This window comes from Caballeronia sp. J97, assembly GCF_905220305.1.
Lineage (GTDB): Bacteria > Pseudomonadota > Gammaproteobacteria > Burkholderiales > Burkholderiaceae > Caballeronia.
Genome location: NZ_CAJMZL010000024.1, coordinates 86936 through 106255, shown reverse-complemented (window position 1 = coordinate 106255; position 19320 = coordinate 86936). Strand labels below are relative to the sequence as shown.

The 19320-nt window shown below is 63.9% G+C and carries 21 protein-coding genes; 8 read left to right on the top strand and 13 right to left on the bottom strand.

Annotated features, from left to right (window positions below; genetic code table 11):
* Positions 1 to 44: 44 nt before the first annotated feature.
* A complete protein-coding gene (locus U4Y90_RS25960; RefSeq protein ID WP_321798888.1) occupies positions 45 to 2318 on the bottom strand; it encodes an NADP-dependent malic enzyme in 2274 nt (757 codons plus the stop codon).
* A gap of 256 nt (positions 2319 to 2574) precedes the next feature.
* Positions 2575 to 3816 (bottom strand): MFS transporter, encoded by a 1242-nt coding sequence (locus U4Y90_RS25955; RefSeq protein ID WP_321798886.1) that lies wholly within the window; start codon positions 3814 to 3816, stop codon positions 2575 to 2577.
* Between the two features lie 290 nt (positions 3817 to 4106).
* Between U4Y90_RS25955 and U4Y90_RS25950 the strand changes: the two genes are divergently transcribed.
* Complete coding sequence (locus U4Y90_RS25950) at positions 4107 to 4793, top strand: orotate phosphoribosyltransferase (RefSeq protein WP_008352701.1); 687 nt, start codon at positions 4107 to 4109, stop codon at positions 4791 to 4793.
* An 81-nt stretch (positions 4794 to 4874) separates the two neighbouring features.
* On the opposite strand, the gene U4Y90_RS25945 is transcribed toward U4Y90_RS25950, so the two are convergent.
* Positions 4875 to 5588: a response regulator gene (locus U4Y90_RS25945; RefSeq protein WP_321798883.1), complete on the bottom strand. Its 714-nt coding sequence runs from the start codon at positions 5586 to 5588 to the stop codon at positions 4875 to 4877.
* Positions 5589 to 5882: 294 nt separating this feature from the next.
* On the opposite strand from U4Y90_RS25945, the gene U4Y90_RS25940 reads away from it, so the two are divergent.
* The 3 genes from U4Y90_RS25940 to argC all read left to right on the top strand — a co-directional run bounded on the left by U4Y90_RS25940 (position 5883) and on the right by argC (position 8211).
* Complete coding sequence (locus U4Y90_RS25940; RefSeq protein WP_321798881.1) at positions 5883 to 6473, top strand: YbhB/YbcL family Raf kinase inhibitor-like protein; 591 nt, start codon at positions 5883 to 5885, stop codon at positions 6471 to 6473.
* Positions 6474 to 6596: 123 nt separating this feature from the next.
* A complete protein-coding gene (locus U4Y90_RS25935) occupies positions 6597 to 7211 on the top strand; it encodes a flavodoxin family protein (protein WP_321798879.1) in 615 nt (204 codons plus the stop codon).
* A gap of 46 nt (positions 7212 to 7257) precedes the next feature.
* Positions 7258 to 8211, top strand: a complete 954-nt coding sequence (gene argC, locus U4Y90_RS25930) for an N-acetyl-gamma-glutamyl-phosphate reductase (protein ID WP_321798877.1) — start codon at positions 7258 to 7260, stop codon at positions 8209 to 8211.
* Between the two features lie 236 nt (positions 8212 to 8447).
* On the opposite strand, the gene U4Y90_RS25925 is transcribed toward argC, so the two are convergent.
* From U4Y90_RS25925 to U4Y90_RS25910, 4 genes are all read right to left on the bottom strand, one after another.
* Entirely contained in the window at positions 8448 to 8813 is a 366-nt protein-coding gene (locus U4Y90_RS25925) for a response regulator (protein ID WP_321798875.1), read from the bottom strand.
* 7 nt (positions 8814 to 8820) lie between these two features.
* Entirely contained in the window at positions 8821 to 9261 is a 441-nt protein-coding gene (locus U4Y90_RS25920; RefSeq protein ID WP_321798873.1) for a hypothetical protein, read from the bottom strand.
* A 151-nt stretch (positions 9262 to 9412) separates the two neighbouring features.
* Positions 9413 to 10042: a LysE family translocator gene (locus tag U4Y90_RS25915; protein WP_321798871.1), complete on the bottom strand. Its 630-nt coding sequence runs from the start codon at positions 10040 to 10042 to the stop codon at positions 9413 to 9415.
* A 96-nt stretch (positions 10043 to 10138) separates the two neighbouring features.
* A complete protein-coding gene (locus U4Y90_RS25910) occupies positions 10139 to 11152 on the bottom strand; it encodes an NAD(P)-dependent oxidoreductase (RefSeq protein ID WP_321798869.1) in 1014 nt (337 codons plus the stop codon).
* Here U4Y90_RS25910 and U4Y90_RS25905 point away from each other — a divergent pair.
* On the top strand, positions 11126 to 11881 hold the full coding sequence (locus tag U4Y90_RS25905) for a Mut7-C RNAse domain-containing protein (protein ID WP_321798867.1): 756 nt from the start codon (positions 11126 to 11128) through the stop codon (positions 11879 to 11881). The genes U4Y90_RS25910 and U4Y90_RS25905 overlap by 27 nt on opposite strands.
* Positions 11882 to 11929: 48 nt before the next feature.
* Positions 11930 to 12199, top strand: a complete 270-nt coding sequence (locus tag U4Y90_RS25900) for a hypothetical protein (protein ID WP_321798865.1) — start codon at positions 11930 to 11932, stop codon at positions 12197 to 12199.
* 382 nt (positions 12200 to 12581) lie between these two features.
* On the opposite strand, the gene U4Y90_RS25895 is transcribed toward U4Y90_RS25900, so the two are convergent.
* From U4Y90_RS25895 to U4Y90_RS25875, 5 genes are all read right to left on the bottom strand, one after another.
* Entirely contained in the window at positions 12582 to 12893 is a 312-nt protein-coding gene (locus tag U4Y90_RS25895) for a cupin domain-containing protein (RefSeq protein ID WP_321798863.1), read from the bottom strand.
* A gap of 11 nt (positions 12894 to 12904) precedes the next feature.
* Positions 12905 to 14194 (bottom strand): MFS transporter, encoded by a 1290-nt coding sequence (locus U4Y90_RS25890; protein WP_321798861.1) that lies wholly within the window; start codon positions 14192 to 14194, stop codon positions 12905 to 12907.
* 169 nt (positions 14195 to 14363) lie between these two features.
* Positions 14364 to 14681 carry a high-potential iron-sulfur protein gene (locus U4Y90_RS25885; RefSeq protein WP_321798859.1) on the bottom strand — a complete coding sequence of 106 codons (318 nt, stop codon included), beginning with the start codon at positions 14679 to 14681 and terminating at the stop codon, positions 14364 to 14366.
* Between the two features lie 133 nt (positions 14682 to 14814).
* Positions 14815 to 15915, bottom strand: coding sequence for an NAD(P)/FAD-dependent oxidoreductase (locus U4Y90_RS25880; RefSeq protein ID WP_321798857.1), 1101 nt, complete (start codon positions 15913 to 15915; stop codon positions 14815 to 14817).
* A gap of 184 nt (positions 15916 to 16099) precedes the next feature.
* A complete protein-coding gene (locus tag U4Y90_RS25875; RefSeq protein WP_321798855.1) occupies positions 16100 to 17077 on the bottom strand; it encodes an AAA family ATPase in 978 nt (325 codons plus the stop codon).
* Positions 17078 to 17400: 323 nt separating this feature from the next.
* On the opposite strand from U4Y90_RS25875, the gene U4Y90_RS25870 reads away from it, so the two are divergent.
* Both U4Y90_RS25870 and U4Y90_RS25865 read left to right on the top strand, forming a co-directional pair.
* Complete coding sequence (locus U4Y90_RS25870; protein WP_321798853.1) at positions 17401 to 17922, top strand: hypothetical protein; 522 nt, start codon at positions 17401 to 17403, stop codon at positions 17920 to 17922.
* A gap of 50 nt (positions 17923 to 17972) precedes the next feature.
* Complete coding sequence (locus U4Y90_RS25865; RefSeq protein ID WP_321798851.1) at positions 17973 to 18779, top strand: endonuclease/exonuclease/phosphatase family protein; 807 nt, start codon at positions 17973 to 17975, stop codon at positions 18777 to 18779.
* 7 nt (positions 18780 to 18786) lie between these two features.
* On the opposite strand, the gene U4Y90_RS25860 is transcribed toward U4Y90_RS25865, so the two are convergent.
* Positions 18787 to 19188 carry a response regulator gene (locus tag U4Y90_RS25860; protein WP_321798850.1) on the bottom strand — a complete coding sequence of 134 codons (402 nt, stop codon included), beginning with the start codon at positions 19186 to 19188 and terminating at the stop codon, positions 18787 to 18789.
* Positions 19189 to 19320 lie beyond the last annotated feature (132 nt).

Here is a 19320-nt window from a genome sequence, read left to right as displayed (position 1 = left end):
GATCCGGTTTCCCGGATCGCCGTTTCTCATTGAAGCGTCGAATATTACTTCGCTACGCGCGCGTTCGCGCTCGCCACCGCCGTCATATTGATGATCCGGCGCACGGTCGCGGCCGGCGTCAGAATATGCACCGGCTTCGCCGCGCCCAGCAGGAACGGCCCGACGGTCACGCCCTCGCCGCTCACCATCTTGAGCAGGTTGTACGTGATGTTCGCCGCTTCGACATTCGGCATGATGAGCAGATTCGCCTCGCCATGCAGCGTCGTGCCGGGGAACGAAGCCTTGCGCACGGCTTCCGACAACGCCGCGTCACCGTGCATTTCACCGTCGATTTCGAGATCCGGCGCGCGCTCCGCGATCAGCTTGCGGGCTTCGGCCATCCGGCTCGCCGATGCGCTCGGCACACTGCCGAAATTCGAATTCGACAGCAGCGCGACCTTCGGCTGAACGCCGAATCGCTCGATCTCGCGCGCGGCGAGAATCGTCATGTCGGCGAGCTGCTCGGCCGTAGGCGTCTCGTTGACGTACGTATCGCTGATGAAGAGATTGCGCCCTTGCAGCATCAGCAGGTTCATCGCCGCGAAGTTGTTCGCGCCTTTTGCCTTGCCGAGCACCTGATCGATGAACTTCAGATGGTCCTGATACGTATCGATGAGACCGCAGATCATCCCGTCCGCGTCGCCGGTGTGAACCAGGATCGCGCCGATCAGCGTGTTGAACTTGCGCAGCGCGGCCTTCGCGCTTTCGGGCGTCACGCCCTGACGCGCGGCAATCTCGTGATATGCCTGCCAGCTTTTCTGATAGCGCGGATCGTCTTCCGGATTCACGACCTCGAAGTCGACGCCCGGCTTGAGCTTCGAGCCCATCTTCTTCAGACGCATTTCGACGACAGCCGGACGGCCGATGATGATCGGCTTCGCGATCTTTTCCAGCAGCACGAACTGCGCAGCGCGCAGCACGCGCTCGTCCTCGCCTTCCGCGAACGCGATGCGCGCGGGCGCCGCCTTGGCCGCCGCGAACACCGGGCGCATCACCATGCCCGTGCGATACACCGTCGCGCCGAGCGTCTCGCGATACGCGTCCATGTCCTTGATCGGACGCGTCGCGACGCCCGAATCCATCGCGGCTTGCGCGACGGCCGGCGCGATCTTGATGATCAGACGCGGATCGAACGGCTTCGGAATCAGATACTCCGGACCGAATTCCAGCGAATGCCCTTCGTACGCCTTTGCGACTTCATCGCCCTGATCGGTTTCTTCGGCCAGTTCCGCGATCGCGCGCACGCACGCGAGCTTCATCTCTTCGGTGATCGTCGTCGCGCCGACATCCAGCGCGCCGCGGAAGATGAACGGGAAGCACAGCACATTGTTGACCTGGTTCGGATAGTCCGAACGGCCCGTCGCGACGATACAGTCCGGACGCACGCGCTTCGCTTCTTCCGGGCGGATTTCCGGCTCCGGATTCGCCAGCGCGAGAATCAGCGGCTTGTCGGCCATCGTCTGGACCATTTCCGCCTTCAGCACGCCCGCGCTCGAGCAGCCGAGGAACACGTCGCAACCGTGCATCGCATCTGCAAGCGTGCGCGCGTCTGTCGACGCCTGATAGCGCTCCTTCGACGCGTCCAGATTGCCGCGGCCTTCGTAGATCACGCCCTTCGAATCGATCACGAGCGTGTTCGACTTCTTCAGGCCCAGGTGGACGAGCAAGTCCAGACAGGCGATCGCCGCCGCGCCCGCGCCGGAGCAGACGAGCTTCACTTCGTCGAGCTTCTTGCCGACCACCTTCAGGCCGTTGAGAATCGCCGCCGAAGCGATGATCGCCGTGCCGTGCTGATCGTCATGGAAAACGGGAATCTTCATGCGCTCGCGCAGCTTCTTTTCGATGTAGAAGCATTCCGGCGCCTTGATGTCTTCGAGGTTGATGCCGCCGAGCGTCGGTTCGAGCATCGCGATCGCATCGACGAGCTTGTCCGGATCGGTTTCTGCCAACTCGATGTCGAACACGTCGATGCCCGCGAACTTCTTGAAGAGACACCCTTTGCCCTCCATCACCGGCTTGGCCGCGAGCGGACCGATGTTGCCGAGGCCCAGCACGGCCGTGCCGTTCGTCACGACGCCGACGAGATTCGCACGCGACGTGTACTTTTGCGCGTCGAGCGGCTCATCGTAGATCGCCATGCACGCGGCCGCGACGCCCGGCGAATAGGCGAGCGAGAGGTCGAGCTGGTTGGAAAGCGGCTTCGTCGGGGTTACCGAAATCTTGCCGGGGCGGGGATTCTGGTGATACGCGAGGGCACTTTGCTTCAGTTGTTCGTCCATGATTTGACCTGAGACGTTTGGGAATTATTTGAACAGGGTTCACACTGCCGTCGACCGTGCTGCAATGAATGCGGGAATGTGAATCGATGGACCAAGCTTCATGTGCTCGGCGCGTCGGATAGACGCGGCGTGCCGCTCGCGAGGATGGCGCGAGCGGACGGAGCTTTTGGTTTTTTTTGGGACGTCCAGTGTACACCGCGCGCCTGAAATGACGCGATGCAACGTTTCAGCGCAATTTCGTCCGATGACTCCGCGCTCAGTCGAGCTCGACGCCGCGTTTTTCGGGAATGAGAAAGAGCGTCGCGACGATATCGAGCAGATAGATCGATGCGAGAAACGCGAGCGCGATCGCGAACGAGTAACGCGCCGCCAGCGCGCCGACCGCGACCGGCCCCAGACCGCCCACCGCGCGCCCGATATTGAACAGCACGTTCTGCGCGGTCGCCCGCGCTTCGGTCGGATAGATTTCGGAGATCAGCGCGCCGTAACCGCCGAGCATCCCGTTCACGAACACGCCCATTACCGCGCCGCCGATCAGGAGCGCCGACGGACTGGTCAGATTCGAATAGACGAAGACCATCGCGACCGCGCCGATCTGATAGACGAGAAACGCCGGTTTGCGCCCGAAGCGGTCCGCCGCGAGTCCGAACAGCCAGATGCCCGACGCCATGCCGACGACGGTCGCCGCGGTCCAGAGGCCCGATTTCGTCAGCGAGTAGCCGAACGTCTTCGAGAGATAGCTCGGCAGCCAGATCATCAGCCCGTAATAGCCGAAGTTCTGCACCGAGCACAATATGACGACGCCCAGGCTCGCGCGCGCGGTGCGGGCGTCGTCGACGAGACGGCTGAGCGGCAGCTTGCGGGCGGCGTCGGCTTTCACGGCCGCGCGGCGTTCGGTGAAGAGCGCGGGCTCTTCTACATGCCGCCGGACGAAAAACGACACGGCCGCCGGCAGCAGTCCGACCGCGAACATGCCGCGCCAGCCGATCACGGGCAGGAGCAGCGGCGTGATGAGCGCGGCGGCCAGCACGCCCAGTTGCCAGCCGATCCCGACGTACGACGACACCCGCGCCCGCAACCGCGCGGGCCACGCCTCGGCGACGAGCGCCATGCCGATGCCGAACTCGCCGCCCAGCCCGATCCCGGCGATCGTCCGATAGATCAGCAAGTCGCCGTAGCCCTGCGCGAGCGCGCACAGGCCGGTAAAGACGGCGAACACGAGGATCGTCCAGGTCAGCACGCGCACGCGGCCGAAGTAATCGGAGAGCACGCCGAATACGACGCCGCCCGCGACCGCCCCGGCGAGCGTCCAGGTCACGAGCGCGCCGGACTGCGCGGGCGTGAGATGCAGATCGGCGGCGATCGTGGGCAGCATGAAGCCGAGGATCAGCAGATCGAAGCCGTCCATCGCGTAGCCGAGAACGGACGCGATCAGCGCCTGCCGCGCGTGGCGAGTGGGCGCGGCGGCGGAGTCGTTTGTGGAGGAAACAGAGGTCATCGGACGAAGTGAAGTTACACGGCGGCGCCGCGAGTTTACGTGCAAAGCGCCGCGCCTTCACATCCCGCAAACAATTCGCCCCGATACGCGGCCTCGGGTAAAATGGCGGGCTAGCTGTGCATGGGACGGTCCTAAGGCGCTTCAAGCGCCAAGTCCCGTCGACACGCGCGCAGGGTACGCGAAAAAGCCATCCGAAAGGCATGCTCGTTTCGCGCCCAACCCATGCGCCAGGGCCCTTCGCGGCCACCTCCCCGCTTTTGCAAGCGCCACACAAGTCCAAGGATTCGCCCATGACAGGCTTCGATCGCCAGACGATCTCCGACACCACCGCCAAGATGCTGCTCGAAGTGCAGGCGGTGCACTTCAACGCGGAAAAACCGTACATCTTCACGTCCGGATGGGCGAGCCCGGTTTATATCGACTGCCGCAAGCTGATCTCCTACCCGCGCGTGCGACGCGGCCTGATGGAGATGGCCGAAGCAACGATTCTGCGCGATGTCGGCTACGAACAGATCGACGCGGTCGCCGGTGGCGAGACCGCGGGCATTCCGTTCGCGGCGTGGATCGCCGATCGCCTGATGGTGCCGATGCAATACGTTCGCAAGAAGCCGAAGGGTTTTGGCCGCAATGCGCAGATCGAAGGCTTGCTGACCGAAGGCCAGCGCGTGCTGCTGGTCGAAGACCTGACCACCGACAGCCGCAGCAAGATCAACTTCATCAACGCGCTGCGCACCGCGGGCGCGACGGTCAATCACTGCTTCGTGCTCTTTCACTACAACATCTTCAAGGAAAGCGTGTCGGTGTTGAAGGACATCGACGTCGATCTGCACGCGCTCGCCACGTGGTGGGACGTGCTGCGCGTCGCGAAGGAGCAAGGCTATTTCGAGACGAAGACGCTCGATGAAGTCGAGAAATTCCTGCACGCACCGGCCGAATGGTCGGCGGCGCACGGTGGCGCAACTGCTGCTCCGCAATAAGCAACCGTAGTCACGAAGCAAAATAAATAAAGAGCCGCTGACTCAAATCAGCGGCTCTTCTTATTTTGTCCGGGAAATTGCTTAGAGCGAATTCGAATTGGGAAGCGATGAATCGTCGAGCGAGCCGTCGCCGGAATACGCCGACAGATTCATTAACCCGTTGCTTTGTGCATATTGAAACAATTCGGAATCTCGCTCGATACCGAGTTTTCGCATCGCGGTGTTCTTTTGCGTGCTGATGGTCTTGATACTGCGCCGCAATTGCCCCGCGATTTCCGTGATCGTCATGCCTGACACAAAAAGACGCACAACTTCGAGTTCGCGCTTGGACAGGATGACGCTGCGCTGCTGCCCGTTCGCGCCGAGTCCCATGCTGTCGAGCGCCGTCTTCACGGACGGGCCGAGATACTCCTGCCCGCGCATGACATGCTGGATCGCCCAGCCGATATGGTTCATGTCGTCGGCCTTGTTGATGATCGACATCACGCCCACTTCACGCAACCGTTTGAGCAAGGCAGGATTTTCGAGCATCGTCAGCACGACGAGCTTCACCCGCGGAAATTGCCGGCCGATGTAACCGAGCAGAGGCATGCCGTCGCCGTACGAGCCGCCGGGCATGGCAAGATCCGTCACGAGGACATCGCACGGCGACTTTTGAAGCAACTGGATGAGTTCGGTCGACTGGCGCGCCTGACCGACGACATCGACCTCCGGAAATTTGTTCAGCGCCTGGGTCGCGCCAAACAGGATCACCGGGTGATCGTCTGCGATGATGACATTTATTCGCTGGCTCATTTACAACTCCTGTTTATCAGTCGATTTGCTGCCGCGCGAATCTGCGTCGAATTACTCATTTCTACGTTTAATAGAGTCAGAAGTCATCGCCGTCAAGGCGCTGCGCACTTACTACGTCCAACCGGCGTGCGCACGATGCGCCATCGGTTTAGTCCCAAGGAATCCAAGCTTTAATGCTTTGTTGCAATGTTAAACTGCAAGCTGGTACGAAGCGCATCACTGAGACAAAAAACATCGTTGCAGCCAGCGAAACACTGCTATAACGCGCGACGATACTGAACAGGAGTTCAGCCCATGCGCCTCACCGGCCGACGCGTGAGTTCGACTGGCCTTGTCGCATCAGTACTGTTCATCGCCCTGGCGGCGGCGGTTTGCTCGAATTCCCGCGAGGCCGCGGCCGATCCCGCTTTCACCGTCTTCAGCACGGACCTCCCGCCCGCGAGGACCATCGGGCGCGATCTGCTCTTCGATCAGTCCGAGTGCAAGGGAGGCAACCGCTCCCCGCAGATTTCCTGGCGCGGCGCGCCCGCAAAGACGCGCAGCTTCGCCGTGACGATCTTCGATCCCGACGCGCCCGGGCGAGGCTGGTGGCATTGGGCGGTCGCGGGCATTCCAGTCGGTACGGATCGACTGCCGAACAACGCGAGCGCGTCGGGCGCGCTACGCAAGATGGGCGCGATTGAGGCGCGCAACGACTGGGACACGGACGGCTACGGCGGCCCGTGCCCGCCGCCCGGCAAGCCGCATCGTTACGTCGTGACCGTCTACGCGCTCGACAGCACCGATCTGCGGCTGCGCCAGGGCACGCCCGCGCTGATGTTCGAGCACGAAATTCGCACGATGACCATCGCCAGCGCGCAGCTCACTTTCACATACAGCCGCTAACCTGGCGACGCGGACCGTGCGGTCGCGCGGTCGGTGAAAAATTGTCTTTGCTAGACTGACCCGGTCCGTCCGGAAGGTGCGCGAAGGCGTGCGCCGCGGCGCACGGAATGACTCGGGACAACCATGCCGAACATCATCATCGTTTATCACAGCGGCTACGGCCACACCAGAAAGGTCGCCGAAGCGGTGCTCGGCGGCGCAACCGACGCCGGCGCAACCGTGAAACTGATCGCCGTCAGCGAGCTCGACGACGCCGGCTGGGCCGAACTCGACGCCGCCGACGCCATTGTTTTCGGCGCGCCGACCTACATGGGCGGCCCGTCTGCCGACTTCAAGAAATTCGCCGACGCGAGTTCGAAGCCGTGGTTCGCCCAGAAATGGAAGGACAAGATCGCGGCCGGCTTCACCAATTCGGCGCACATGAACGGCGACAAATTCCTGACCATCTCGTATTTCGTCACGCTGGCGATGCAGCACGGCATGATCTGGGTCGGCACGGGCATGATGCCGTCGAACACGAAAGCGGCCACGCGCAACGACCTGAACTTCGTCGGCGGCTTCACGGGACTGCTCACGCAATCGCCCGCGGATGCGTCGCCGGAGGAAGCGCCGCCGCCCGGCGATCTGGAAACGGCGAAGCTTTTCGGCGCACGCATCGCCGAGGTGACGGCGCGCTGGATCGCCAATCGGGCCCGAGCTGGAAGCGGCGGACATCAACCTGCCCCGGAATCGCACTAAAATATCGGTTTTGCGGCGAGCGCCCGCACGAACCAGCGAGATCGAGATGACCACGAAAGTATTTGTCGACGGACAGGAAGGCACCACCGGCCTGAAGATTTTCGAATATCTGTCGCAGCGCCGTGACATCGAAGTGTTGCGAATCGAAGAAGCCAGGCGCAAGGACGTCGAGGAGCGCCGCCGGCTCATCAATGCGTCGGACGTGACCTTCCTGTGTCTGCCCGACGTCGCGTCGCGCGAATCGGTGTCGCTCGTCGACAAGGACAACGCGCGCACCGTGATGATCGACGCCAGCACGGCGTTCCGCACGCAGGACGACTGGGCGTACGGGCTGCCGGAGCTGTCGCGCGCGCAGCGTGAACGTCTGCGCACGTCGAAGCGCATTGCGGTGCCGGGCTGCCACGCATCGGCGTTCGTGCTGTCGGTGCAACCGCTCGTGGCCGGCGGCCTCGTGCCCGCCGATTTCGATGCCCACGCCTATTCGATCACGGGCTACAGCGGCGGCGGCAAGAAGATGATCGCGGAATACGAAGCGGGCGGCGACGAGAAACTCATGAGCCCGCGCCCCTACGCGCTCGGGCTGACTCACAAGCATCTGCCGGAAATGTCGGTGCGCACGGGCCTGAAGCGCGCGCCGATTTTTACGCCGATCGTCGGCTCGTTCCTGAAAGGCCTCGCCGTGACGACCTTTTTCTCGCCCGACCAGCTCGCGCGCCCCGCGAAGCCGCAGGACGTGCGCGACATGCTGGCCGAGTACTACAACAACGAGCCGTTCGTGCGCGTGATGCCGTTCGACGCCGAGAGCAACCTCGACGCCGGCTTTTTCGATGTTCAGGCGTGCAATGAAACGAATCGCGTCGATATTTTCGTCTTCGGTAACGACGAGCGCTTCGTGACCGTCGCGCGTCTCGACAATCTGGGCAAGGGCGCGTCGGGCGCGGCGATCCAGTGCATGAATCTCGCCATCGGCGCAGACGAGGAGACAGGTCTCGCCCGCTGAGCGCGCTCGAACTGCAATGAAAAAAGGCCGGTTCGCGTCGTCGCGAACCGGCCTTTTTCATCATTGCAAGTGCAGCGCAACATCGGAGTGTACAGACGAAAAAAAGCCCGCCAAGGCTGGCGGGCTGAATCCATATCAGTGGAGACATGGAGGAGACAGGAGTAAATATACCAAGAATATTGGTGCATCGCAACATCGCCGGTTTCGGTGACCTGACGCACGGTCGGCCGCACAAATCAGGGCTGCATCATCGAGAGGATGAACTGGAGCTGATCCGCTGAAATCGGTTTGACGAGATGCACGTCGAAACCGGCGTCGAGCGTCATTTCGCGATGCTGCGGCTGACCCCAGCCCGTCAGCGCGACGAGCATCGTCGTGTGGCCGTTCGGCAGACGGCGCAGCGCGCGCGCCGCCGCGAGGCCGTCGAGGATCGGCATGTCGAGATCGAGGATCACGACTTCGGGACCGAACTGAGCGGCGACTTCGACAGCCTGCGCGCCGTTCCCCGCGAGCGCGACTTCGTGGCCCATGCCGGTCAGCAGGTTCGCGAGGCCGGCGAGCGCGTCGTCGTCGTCATCGGCTATGAGGATGCGCTTGGTCATGATGGCCTCACCGGGAACCGTAGACTTCGAGTTTCAACTTGTTCGATCCCGCCTGCGCCGCAGTGATTTCGGGGCGCGCGCCGCGTGCGCCCAGATAGAAATGCTGGCGCCCGGGCGCATTCTGGTCATGCGTCGCGTCGGGCAGACACGACGCGATATCCGCCGCGACGCTCTGCAGCGCGTCGCCGCCAGAACCGCCGCGCGACGTCCACGTACAGCGATAGTTGGTCTGCGAAGCGGCGCATTTCGCGTCGTCGCCGTAGGGCAGCGCGACCGCGCGGCCGTCGAATGCGGAAAGCGATGAGAAATCCGGCGCGGCGGCGACGATGCGCTTGAGCGCATCGCAGGGGCTCGGCGTGTCGTCGGCGAGCGCGGAACTCGTCGCGAAGGCGCAGAAACAGAGCGGCAGGAGCGCGGCCAAAGATGCGCGTCGGCCCGTCGAATGCATGAGGCGCCTCCTTTTTTACTGTTCTTGTTTCGCCGCGAACCGCGACGTGCGCGACTATGCGCCCGTCGCTTGCGCAAGTATGTTCGAAAGCGAATGAAGCACTGCACCCCACTAGCAAGTCACGCACCCGTTCGTGCAGACGTTTGCCGTCTCAGTGACGCACGAGCGCCATCATTGCGCCGAAACCCACGAACACGCCGCCCGTCAGCCGGTTGAATGCCTGCGCGACGCTCGCGCTTTTCAGCTTGTCGCCGATGCGCGCGCCGAGTCCCGCGTACACGGCGTACCAGCTCACCTCGATGACGGCAAATGTCGACACGAGCACCGCGAATTGCGGCAGGACCGGCCGGCTGGCGTCGATGAATTGCGGCAGCAGCGCGGCCGCGAAAAGAATCGCCTTCGGATTGCTGCTCGCGACGAGAAAGCCGTTGCGAAAAAGCGTGAAGCGCCGGAACGCATGCGCGGCGCCGCTATCGTCGCGGACATCGATCGCGCTCGCTTTCGCGCGCCAGCTTTTCACGCCGAGCCAGACGAGATACGCCGCGCCGATCAGACGCAGCGTATCGAACAGACGCGGCCACGCGTCGAGAAACACACCCAGCCCCGCCGCCGATACCGACAACATGATGACAAGCGCCGAGAGACAACCGGCCATGGTCGCCGTCGAGCGCCTGAGTCCATGCCGCGCGCCGTGCGTCATGACGAGCAGCATATTGGGACCGGGAATAGCGGAAACGACGAAGACAGTGGCGACGAACAGCCACCAGAGATGCAGGCTCATTGCGGTGTGGCGTGGAAGAAAGCGGGATTCGCATTATGCCGTCCGTCCGGGCCGATCCGGGCACAACGGCGGGTTGGCCACACCGTGGAAATGGAATCAGCGACCGGCGCGGCGCGCCGCCACCTGACCGAGCACGGCGAAGTCCTTCTCGCCGTCGCCGTGAGCGAGCGCATCGACGAGGTTGTCGCGCACGACGCTCGCCACCGGCAGCGGCACGTTGACGGCATCGCCCGCGGCAATCGCGAGACGCACGTCCTTCAGTCCGAGACGCGCCTTGAAGAGCGCGGGCTCGTAGCGGCGTTCGGCGATCATCTTTCCGTAGCCCTGATACACCGGGCCTGGAAACAGCGAGTTCGTGATGACGTCGAGCAGCGTCTGCGATTCGATGCCGTGTCCGCTCACGAGCGCCGCCGCCTCGCCGAAGCTCTCGATCGCCGCGGCCAGCATGAAATTCGCCGCGAGCTTGAGCACGTTCGCGTGCTGCGGTTCGCTGCCGACGCGCCAGGTTTTCTGACCGAGCGCATCGAGCACGGGCTGCACGCGATCGATCGCGTCGCTCGCGCCGGCCGCGAGAATGTTGAGCTTGCCCGCCGCCGCGACGTCCGGCCGCCCGAGCACCGGCGCGGCGACATACGCGACGCCGTGCTGCGCGTGCAGTTCGGCGAGTTCGACGGCGAGCGCCGCCGAGATCGTTGCCATGTTGACGTGCACGAGTCCCTTCGGCGCGTGCTTGAGCAAACCGCCATCGACGAGCACGGTGCGCAGCGCGTGGTCGTCGGCGAGCATGGAGAACGCGGCGTCGCCGGCGAAAGCCTGCTCGGGCGTATCGACCACCGACGCGCCCTGATCCGCGAGCGCGCGTGTCTTGTCGCGCGAACGGTTCCAGACCCGCACCGTGTGGCCCGCCTTGAGCGCGCGCTCCGCCATCGCGCCGCCCATTTCCCCCAGTCCGATGAATCCGATGTCCATGCTCGTGTGCTCCTTTACCTGTGCACTTGCCGCGCGCCGGAAGCCGCGCGGATCGAGCGCCAGTAAAGCACATCGAGGGAAAGCGCGCAGCGGCGGGCGATGCGATACTGCTGCATGGTCAAGGCGCACTTTCACTTCCATTGCGAACTGAACGATTTCCTCGCTCGATCCCTGCGCGGGCACACGTTCGCGTGCGCGTGCGCGAAGTCTTCGTCGACCAAGCATATGATCGAGGCGCTCGGCGTGCCCCATACGGAGGTCGATCTGATCGTGAAGTCCGGGCGCGCCGTCGGCTTCGACGCGCAGATCGAGCCGGACGATCTCATCGAGGTCTATCCGGCGCGTCACGCGCCCGCCGGCATGGAGCGCGACGCGCTGCTGCTGCGGCCGCCGCTCGACGCCGGTGGTCTGCGTTTCATCGCCGATGCCCATCTCGGCGGGCTCGCGCAACTGCTGCGGCTCGCGGGCTTCGACACGCGCTACGACAACAATTTCCCCGACGATGAAATCGAGCAGCTCGCGCAGGACGAGTCGCGCATCGTGCTCACGCGCGACCGCGAGTTGCTCAAGCGCCGCACCGTGCTGCGCGGCTGCTATGTGCGCACGCTGCAAGCCGACGACCAGTTCCGCGAGGTCTCGGAACGCTTCGATCTCGGGCCGCACGTGCGCGCGTTCCGTCTGTGCCTGATGTGCAACGCGCCATTGCGTCCCGCCGCGCCCGGCGAGATCGATGGCCGCGTGCCCGATGGCGTGCGCGAGCGGCACGCACGCTTCGCGACCTGCGACGTATGTCGTCGCGTGTTCTGGGAAGGATCGCACTGGCGGCGCATGCGGGCGCGCATCGATGCGCTGGCGGAGGCGGGTCGCTAGTTTCGTACAATACGGGCCTTGCAATCAATCGTCGCCCCGGAGCATCGCGTGAACAAATTCGAACTGGAACAGAACAAGGCATTCAAACTCGCCAACGACCTCAAGCAGGGCGGCCGCGGACGCGCGGGCGTCGCGGACGCGCAGAAGGTCGACCGGCGCGAGCAGCGCAAGCTCGATCAGGCGAAAGGACTCGTGCCGTTCGCGTGCAAGCTCGATGAAAAGCTCGTCAAGCAGTTGAAGGAACGCGCCGAAGCGCATGAAGGCGGGATGACGGAAGCGCTGGCGGAATTGCTGGTGAAGGCCGGGCTGGAGCGCTGAGCTCGTCGGCCGTCTGTCGCGTCATTTGTCGCGTAGTAGGCGCGGCAGCGAACAATGAGAAGGTCGGCGTCCGATACCTCGTGGACAAAACAGTTCTCAAGCAGTCCGCGCGCCATCAGCCGGCCTGCTTTATCCGCTTCTTCGAGACGCACCGCCATTCGCTTCGGCGAGTCGGTGGAAATCACGACCAGCCCCGCCGAATCCAGAAGCGGCATCGCCCCCCGCTCGCTCAATCGCCCGCTTTGCCGCACTTCGGCATAATCCCGCTCGATTAATTCAACCATCCTAACCATTTTCCACCCTCGTACTGACCGCACGGCGGCAGGCAGATTACACGGCCGCCGCCGCCTTCGCGCCAGCGAGCCGAACAGCCAGGCGCCCGTCACACGCTCCCTTCCTTCTCGATCACCAGAATCCGCGCCTCGCCGACCGGCTCCGCGAAATGTTCGTCGCCCGCCTGGGCATGGAAGATATCGCCCGCACGCAGCGTCAACGTGCGTTCGCCGTCGTCGCCGCGCACATGCATCCGCACTTCGCCCTGCATCACGGCAAATACTTCCTCGCCGTCGTTCACGTGCCATTTGTACGGCTTGTCGGTCCAGTGCAGACGGCATGACGTGCCGTTCATCACGCAGATATCGAGCGCGCCCCAGGCGCGCTCGGCCGTGAATTTGCCGCTTTCGATCACTTTCATTTGCTTGCCGCCTAGCGGGAGAAGTCGCGTGCTTCGTCGACGTCCGCGTGACGCGTCGCGGGAATGCACGCCACCGCGATCAGCGAGAGCACGAGCCCGCCCATCACGTAGAAAGTAGGTGCGAGTTGCGATTCCGTGACGCGGATGAGCCACGTCACGATGAACTGCCCGAAGCCGCCGAAGATCATCACCGCGATGTTGTACGCGATGGAAAGCCCCGTCGAGCGCACGTGCGCCGGAAACAGCTCGGCGATGAGCGCGCCGAACGGCCCATAGTAGCCCGACAACGCAATCGACAGCAGCGCCTGCACGACGATGAGCCGCATCACGCTCGGTTCTGCCGCGAGCCACGCGAACAGCGGATAGATGATGACGAACGTGATCGCGAGCGACCACAGCGACAGTCCCTTGCGCCCGATGCGATCCGACCACGCGCCCGTGATCGGCGAGAGCACCGTCAACAGCAGATTGCCGACGATCAGCGCCGTGAACGACTGGCCGAACGGCAGCTTCAGTTGCTTGACGGCGAACGTCGGCAGATAGGCGATCAGCACATACACGCTCACCGTCAGCGCGATCACCGAGCCGAGCCCGCACAGCACTTCGCGGCTATGCGTGCGAAACACTTCGCCGAGCGTCGCGCGGCGCGCGGTCTTCTTCGCATGCAGGAACGCTTCGGTATCGGCCATGTTGCGGCGGATATACAGGCCGATCGGCCCGATCACGAGACCGAGGATGAACGGCACGCGCCAGCCCCAGGAATCGAGCGCTTCGGGCGAAAGTCCGCGCGAAATCGCCGAGCCGACGATCGCGCCGAGCAGCAGCGACGCCGCCTGGCTCGCCATCTGGAAGCTGCCGTAGAAGCCGCGCTTCGAGAACGGCGCCGCTTCGATCAGCAGCGCGGTCGAGCTGCCGAACTCGCCGCCCGCGGAAAATCCCTGCAACAGCCGCGCGAACACGATGACGAGCGGCGCGCCGATGCCGATGGCCGAATACGGCGGCGCTATCGCGAGCAGCAGAATGCCGAGCGTCATCAAGCCGATGACGAGCGTCAGCGCGGCCTTGCGCCCCGCGCGATCCGCATAGAGACCGAGCACGATGCCGCCGACGGGCCGCATCACGAACGCGACGCCGAAGGTCGCGGTGGTCAGAAGAATCGACGAGTAGTCGCTGCTGCCCGGAAAGAACAAACGGGCGATGACGACCGTCATGAAGCCGAACACGGTGAAGTCGTACCACTCCAGCGCGTTGCCGATGACCGCCGCCGTCACGGCGCGCGCGTTCAATGCTCTTCCTGGCATGCGATCCCCTTTGGTCATTGGGTGTCCGCGCTCTAAAAATGCGTACGCGCGGCTCTTTTTGCCTTGGCGAGTGTAAAGATGGTTTTTCTCCCGATCAAGCGAATTGCAAACGAAGAAAAGCGCGCCGGGCCTTTCGGCCGGGCGCGCTTTCGTACGGCGTCGCTCGCGTTTATGCCTTCTTCACATACGCGCTGCACCAGCCCTTCGATGCAACCTGCTTGTTGCTGAACATCGGGCACGGCGCGTAGGCGTCTGTCGGCTTGCCCTGATAGAACTGACAGTTGCCGCAGTCCTGACCGGCGGCGTATTTCGCGAACTTGGCCTTGTCGACCTTGCTCGCGTCTTCCTTGTAGCCGAGTGCCTGTGCGGTCGGATCGCTTTCGGCGACTTTCGGCGCGTCGGCGGCAAAGGCGGCCTTCGATCCGAGCGCGAACGTCGAGGCGACGCCCACGCTCGTGATGAGAAACGTGCGACGTGATGTCTTCATGGTGACTCACTCCATGTTGTATTGGGGGACAAGCGCCGTTCTTGGCGACGGCGATACCCGAGCATAACAATCCGGAAGCGAGTCGACGACGCCAAATGTTAGAGATAAGGGACGGTGGAAAGTCGCATGTAAGTCAGCGCGCCATGTCGGCGACGCGTTCGGCGATCGCGAGCGATGCCGTCAATCCCGGCGATTCGATGCCGAACAGGTTCACAAGCCCGGGCACGCCGTGCGCGGACTTGCCCTGAATCACGAAGTCCGCCGCCGCCTGGCCCGGGCCGGACAGCTTCGGCCGGATGCCCGCATAGGCGGGCTGCAACGCGTCGTCGGGCAAACCCGGCCAATAGGCGCGGATCGCGGCATAGAAAGAATCGGCGCGGCGCGGATCGACGTCGTAGTTGAGCGTCGGCACCCATTCGACGTCCGGGCCGAATTTCGCCTGCCCGCCAAGGTCGATCGTCAGATGCACGCCGAGGCCGGCTTCGTTGGGCATCGGATAGATGAGCCGCTCGAACGGCGCGCGCCCGCTCACGCTGAAGTAATTGCCCTTCGCGAAGTAAAGCGGCGGCACGTGGCGATCGTCCAGTCCGCGGATGCCGCGCGCAATCTCGTTCGCATGCAGCCCCGCGCTGTTGATGAGAAACGAAGCCCGGAAGCGCGCAGGCGATGCGCCGCCCGTCTCGACGATGAAGCAGCCCTCGCGCGCATCGATCGACGTGACCGGCGTATGGAACACGATATTCGCGCCATGGCTCTCGGCCTCGCCCTGCAGCGCGAGCATGTACTGATGACTGTCGACGATGCCCGTCAGCGGCGACCACACCGCCTCGACGCACTGCAACTGCGGCTCCATCTCCGCCGCCTGCGCGCCGCTGAGGCGCACGAGCCCCTTCACCCGATTCTCAATGCCCTTTTGCTCCAGCGCCGCCAGTTGCGGCACCTGATTGCGCGCCGTCGCGACGAGCAGTTTCCCGCATTGGCGGTGCGGCACGCCGTGCGCCTGACAGAACTCGTAAAGCATGTCACGCCCGCGCACGCACAACTCCGCCTTCAGCGATCCGCGCGGATAGTAGATGCCCGCGTGAATCACCTCGCTGTTGCGCGAGCTCGTGCCGATGCCGATGCCCTCGCCCGATTCCAGCACGATGACCTCGCGTCCGCGCTTGGCCAGGGCGCGGGCGATCGCCAGTCCGACGGCGCCCGCTCCGATTACCACACACTCGATCCGATCCATTTCTTTTTCCGCGGCAGAGTTGTCCCAACTATTTTACGTTCGGGACTATTGCGCGATACACAACAAACACACGTCGATTGCATCGTTTTCCGGTTCAATTCAGAAAAAGGCAAGAATCTGGCCGCCAGATGTCAAAAATGACAGGTTTTGGCGGCCTTTTTGGCAAATTCCAAAATTGCGCGCTTCAGAAACCGATCGCCTTTTTGCGCGAATTGCGGTCGATCTGGATGTCGCGCGCCTCCACATGATGCCTTCCGTCGATCCGCGCGTTGCCGAACGCGTTGAGCATCGCGCGCCGCATGCCGCGCGGCGACGCCTGCGTCAGCGCGTCGAGCGGCGCGTCGCCGAGCGTTTCCGGAAAACGCGCGCCCCATGCGTGAGCATTGCGGATTTCGGCGTAAATCGACTGCGCGATGCGCCGCGCACCGTCGCGGTCCGGCGCCGGGATCTCGTAGACGTTCATGCGATTGACGAGCGGCTCGGGAATCGCGCGCGCATCGTTGGCCGTCGCGATCCAGACGACATTGCCCGCGTTGATCGGCACCTCGGCGAATTCGTCGACGAAAGTCTGCGCCGTGTCGTGCTCCAGCAGCGCATAGAGCGCGCCGAGCGGATCGTACTGCGCGTCGCCGGTGGCCTTGTCGATTTCATCGACGGTGATGACGGGATTCGCGTAGCTGCCGTTCACGAGCGCGTCGAAAACCTTGCCGGGCTTCGCGTTGCGCCATTGCGACGACGCGCCCGACAGAATCCAGCCCGCCGTGAGCGAGCTCATCGCGACGTAGTGATTCGACGTGCCGAGCAGCCGCGCCAGCTGCTTCGCGAAATGCGTCTTGCCGATGCCCGGCTCGCCGAGCAGCAGCATCGGCATGAGTTCGAGGCGATCGTCGGTTTCGAGACACAGTGCGATCTGCTTGCGGATATCGGCGAGCGGCTCCTCGAAGTTCGGCAGATCGGCGGCCAGGTCGTCGACCGACGGCATGCGGTTCGGCTTCACGCAAAAGCGCAGATTGCCCACCTTGAGCATTTTTTCGTAGGTGGCGCGCAAGGCGTCGCTCGCGCCTTCGGACAGGTCGTTGAGCGCGGTTTCCACGTCGTCGAGACTGTAGACCTTGCTGAACGATGCCACCGCGAGTTCCTGTTTGACCACGGCTGTCGTCATGTCACACCCCGTCATTTTTTATGGTCGACGAGTTCAGTGTATCGACGCCAAAACCGCGTGCAAGCGAGCAGTCGAACGCGTGTGCTGCTAATTGGGACCCCGTTTCCAGCGACGAGACCGCGATCGGCGCGCGCTAGTATCATCGTCGTGATCGGCGCGGCAGCGGGTTCGAAATCTGCTCTCTCTCACAATAGTGTGTTTCGCGAGTCGGCTGAACCGGGTCCGCGCCGCCGTGTCACAAGGAAGTCGCCGAGGAACGCCGATCCCGCGGCCGCGCACGGCGCGCCGCCATCCGAACTCTCCGCGCGCAGGAGTCGCTTTCAATGCATAAAACGATACGCACCGTCTTTCTGAACGCCGCGCTCGTGACGGGCGCCGGCCTTGCCGCGTTCGGCGCGCACGCGCAAACCACGGCGTCGCAGCCGGTCAACTGGGAGTTGCAGGTCGTGCGCGACGGCCAGCAGATCGATTCGTTCTCGGGCACGACGAACGTCGGTCAGGCGCGCACCGACACGCATCACAACAAGGTGCAAAATCGCGTCGGTTGCGCGGATCAGGCAGCGGGCGACATCGACCTGCAGCGCACGATCACCATTTCGCCGACGCACGCGAGCGCCGACGACATCACGCTCGCCATCGACGCGCAGGAAACCTTGCAGGACGACAGCACGCGCGTTTCGCCGTCCGGCTGCAAGCTGCCGCCGGTGCCGCGCCAGGTAAGCGGATCGCATCCGGGGCTCGCTCTCAAGCCGGGCGAATGGGGACAATGGCAGATCGTCGACAGCAATCCGTCGCTCGCCTATCGGGTGCGCGCGAGCCTGGGCTCGTCGACGGCGGCGCAATGACAACCGCGGTGAGATAGCCTCGAGAGGCCGCCGCTCAAGACAAACAACGCATGCGAAACCCAGAACATCTTCCGCCAGGCCCGTCCGCTCATTCGGCCACGCCGGATTTCACGGCGGTCAGCTGGAATCTCCACAAGGGCCGCTCGCCGCTCGGCTTGCGGGCGTGGAACGCGATGCAGCGGTGGGTTCAGACCACCAACGCCGATGTCTACTTTCTTCAGGAAGCGATGGCGCGGCGCATGCCGCAGCCCGTGCTCGCGAGCGGCTTCGGCAATCCGCTCAATGCTCCGCTCGACGATGTCTGGCATTGCCAGGCGACCGAAATCGCCACGGCGCTCGAATTGCAGATCGCGCTCGGGCCGAACGTGTTCAAACCATCGTGGCGGCATGGCAACGCCATTCTTTCGCCGCATCCGCTCGATCTCTCCGGGCGCTGGGACATCTCGGCGCATCGCTTCGAAAAGCGCGGCTTGCTGGTCGCGCGGGCGACCTTCGCCGGCCAGGCGATCACCTTGCTCTGCGCGCATCTCGCGCTCACGCGTCAGGCGCGGCTGCGTCAGATGAACTGGATCGCGCACTGGATCGCGAAAGAAGCGCCTGAAGGCCCGCTCATGCTCGCGGGCGATTTCAACGACTGGCGCAACGACTCCGTGCCGCTGTTCGGCGAGCTCGGCATGAGCGAAGTCGCGACGATGCTCGGCGAATCGGGCCGCACGTTCCCGGCGTTCTCACCGGCGCTCGCGCTCGACAAGATGTTCGTGCGCGGCCTCAGGCCCGTCGAATGGCTTGTTCCGACGCAGGACACCGCGTGGCTGTCCGACCACCTGCCGTACATGGCGCGGCTGCGCGTGGAATAGAAAAGACTTACGCTCGCGGTCCCGCGAGCAGTGCTTCCAGATCGGCGATGGTGACGGGCTTCGTCAGATGATGATCGAAGCCAGCGTCGCGCGCGCTCTGACGATCGGCGTCGCTGCCCCAGCCGGTCAATGCGAGCAGCAGCGCGCTTCGGGTCGCCTCGCGCTTGCGCATTTCGCGCGCGACATCGAACCCGCTCATGCCCGGCAATCCGATATCGAGCACGACCACGTCCGGTTTGAAATGGTCGATCGATGCGAGCGCGCGCGGGCCGTCATGCTCGGTGCGCACTTCATGGCCGAGCGCTTCGAGCAGCATCGACATGGCAAGCGCCGCATCGACGCTGTCGTCGACGAGCAGGATGCGGCGGCCCTGCGCCGCGCCGCCGCTTGCTTCGGCGGTGATGTTCATGCGATTCCCCGTGAGTCGTCGCCGCGCGAAACAGGTGTTCCGACCCTCGCACGACGTTATTGAGATGACTCGGGGAATGTAGCACAGCGTCCCGGCGCTCAAGCGAATGAGCCAGCAATCACAGCGCGCGAC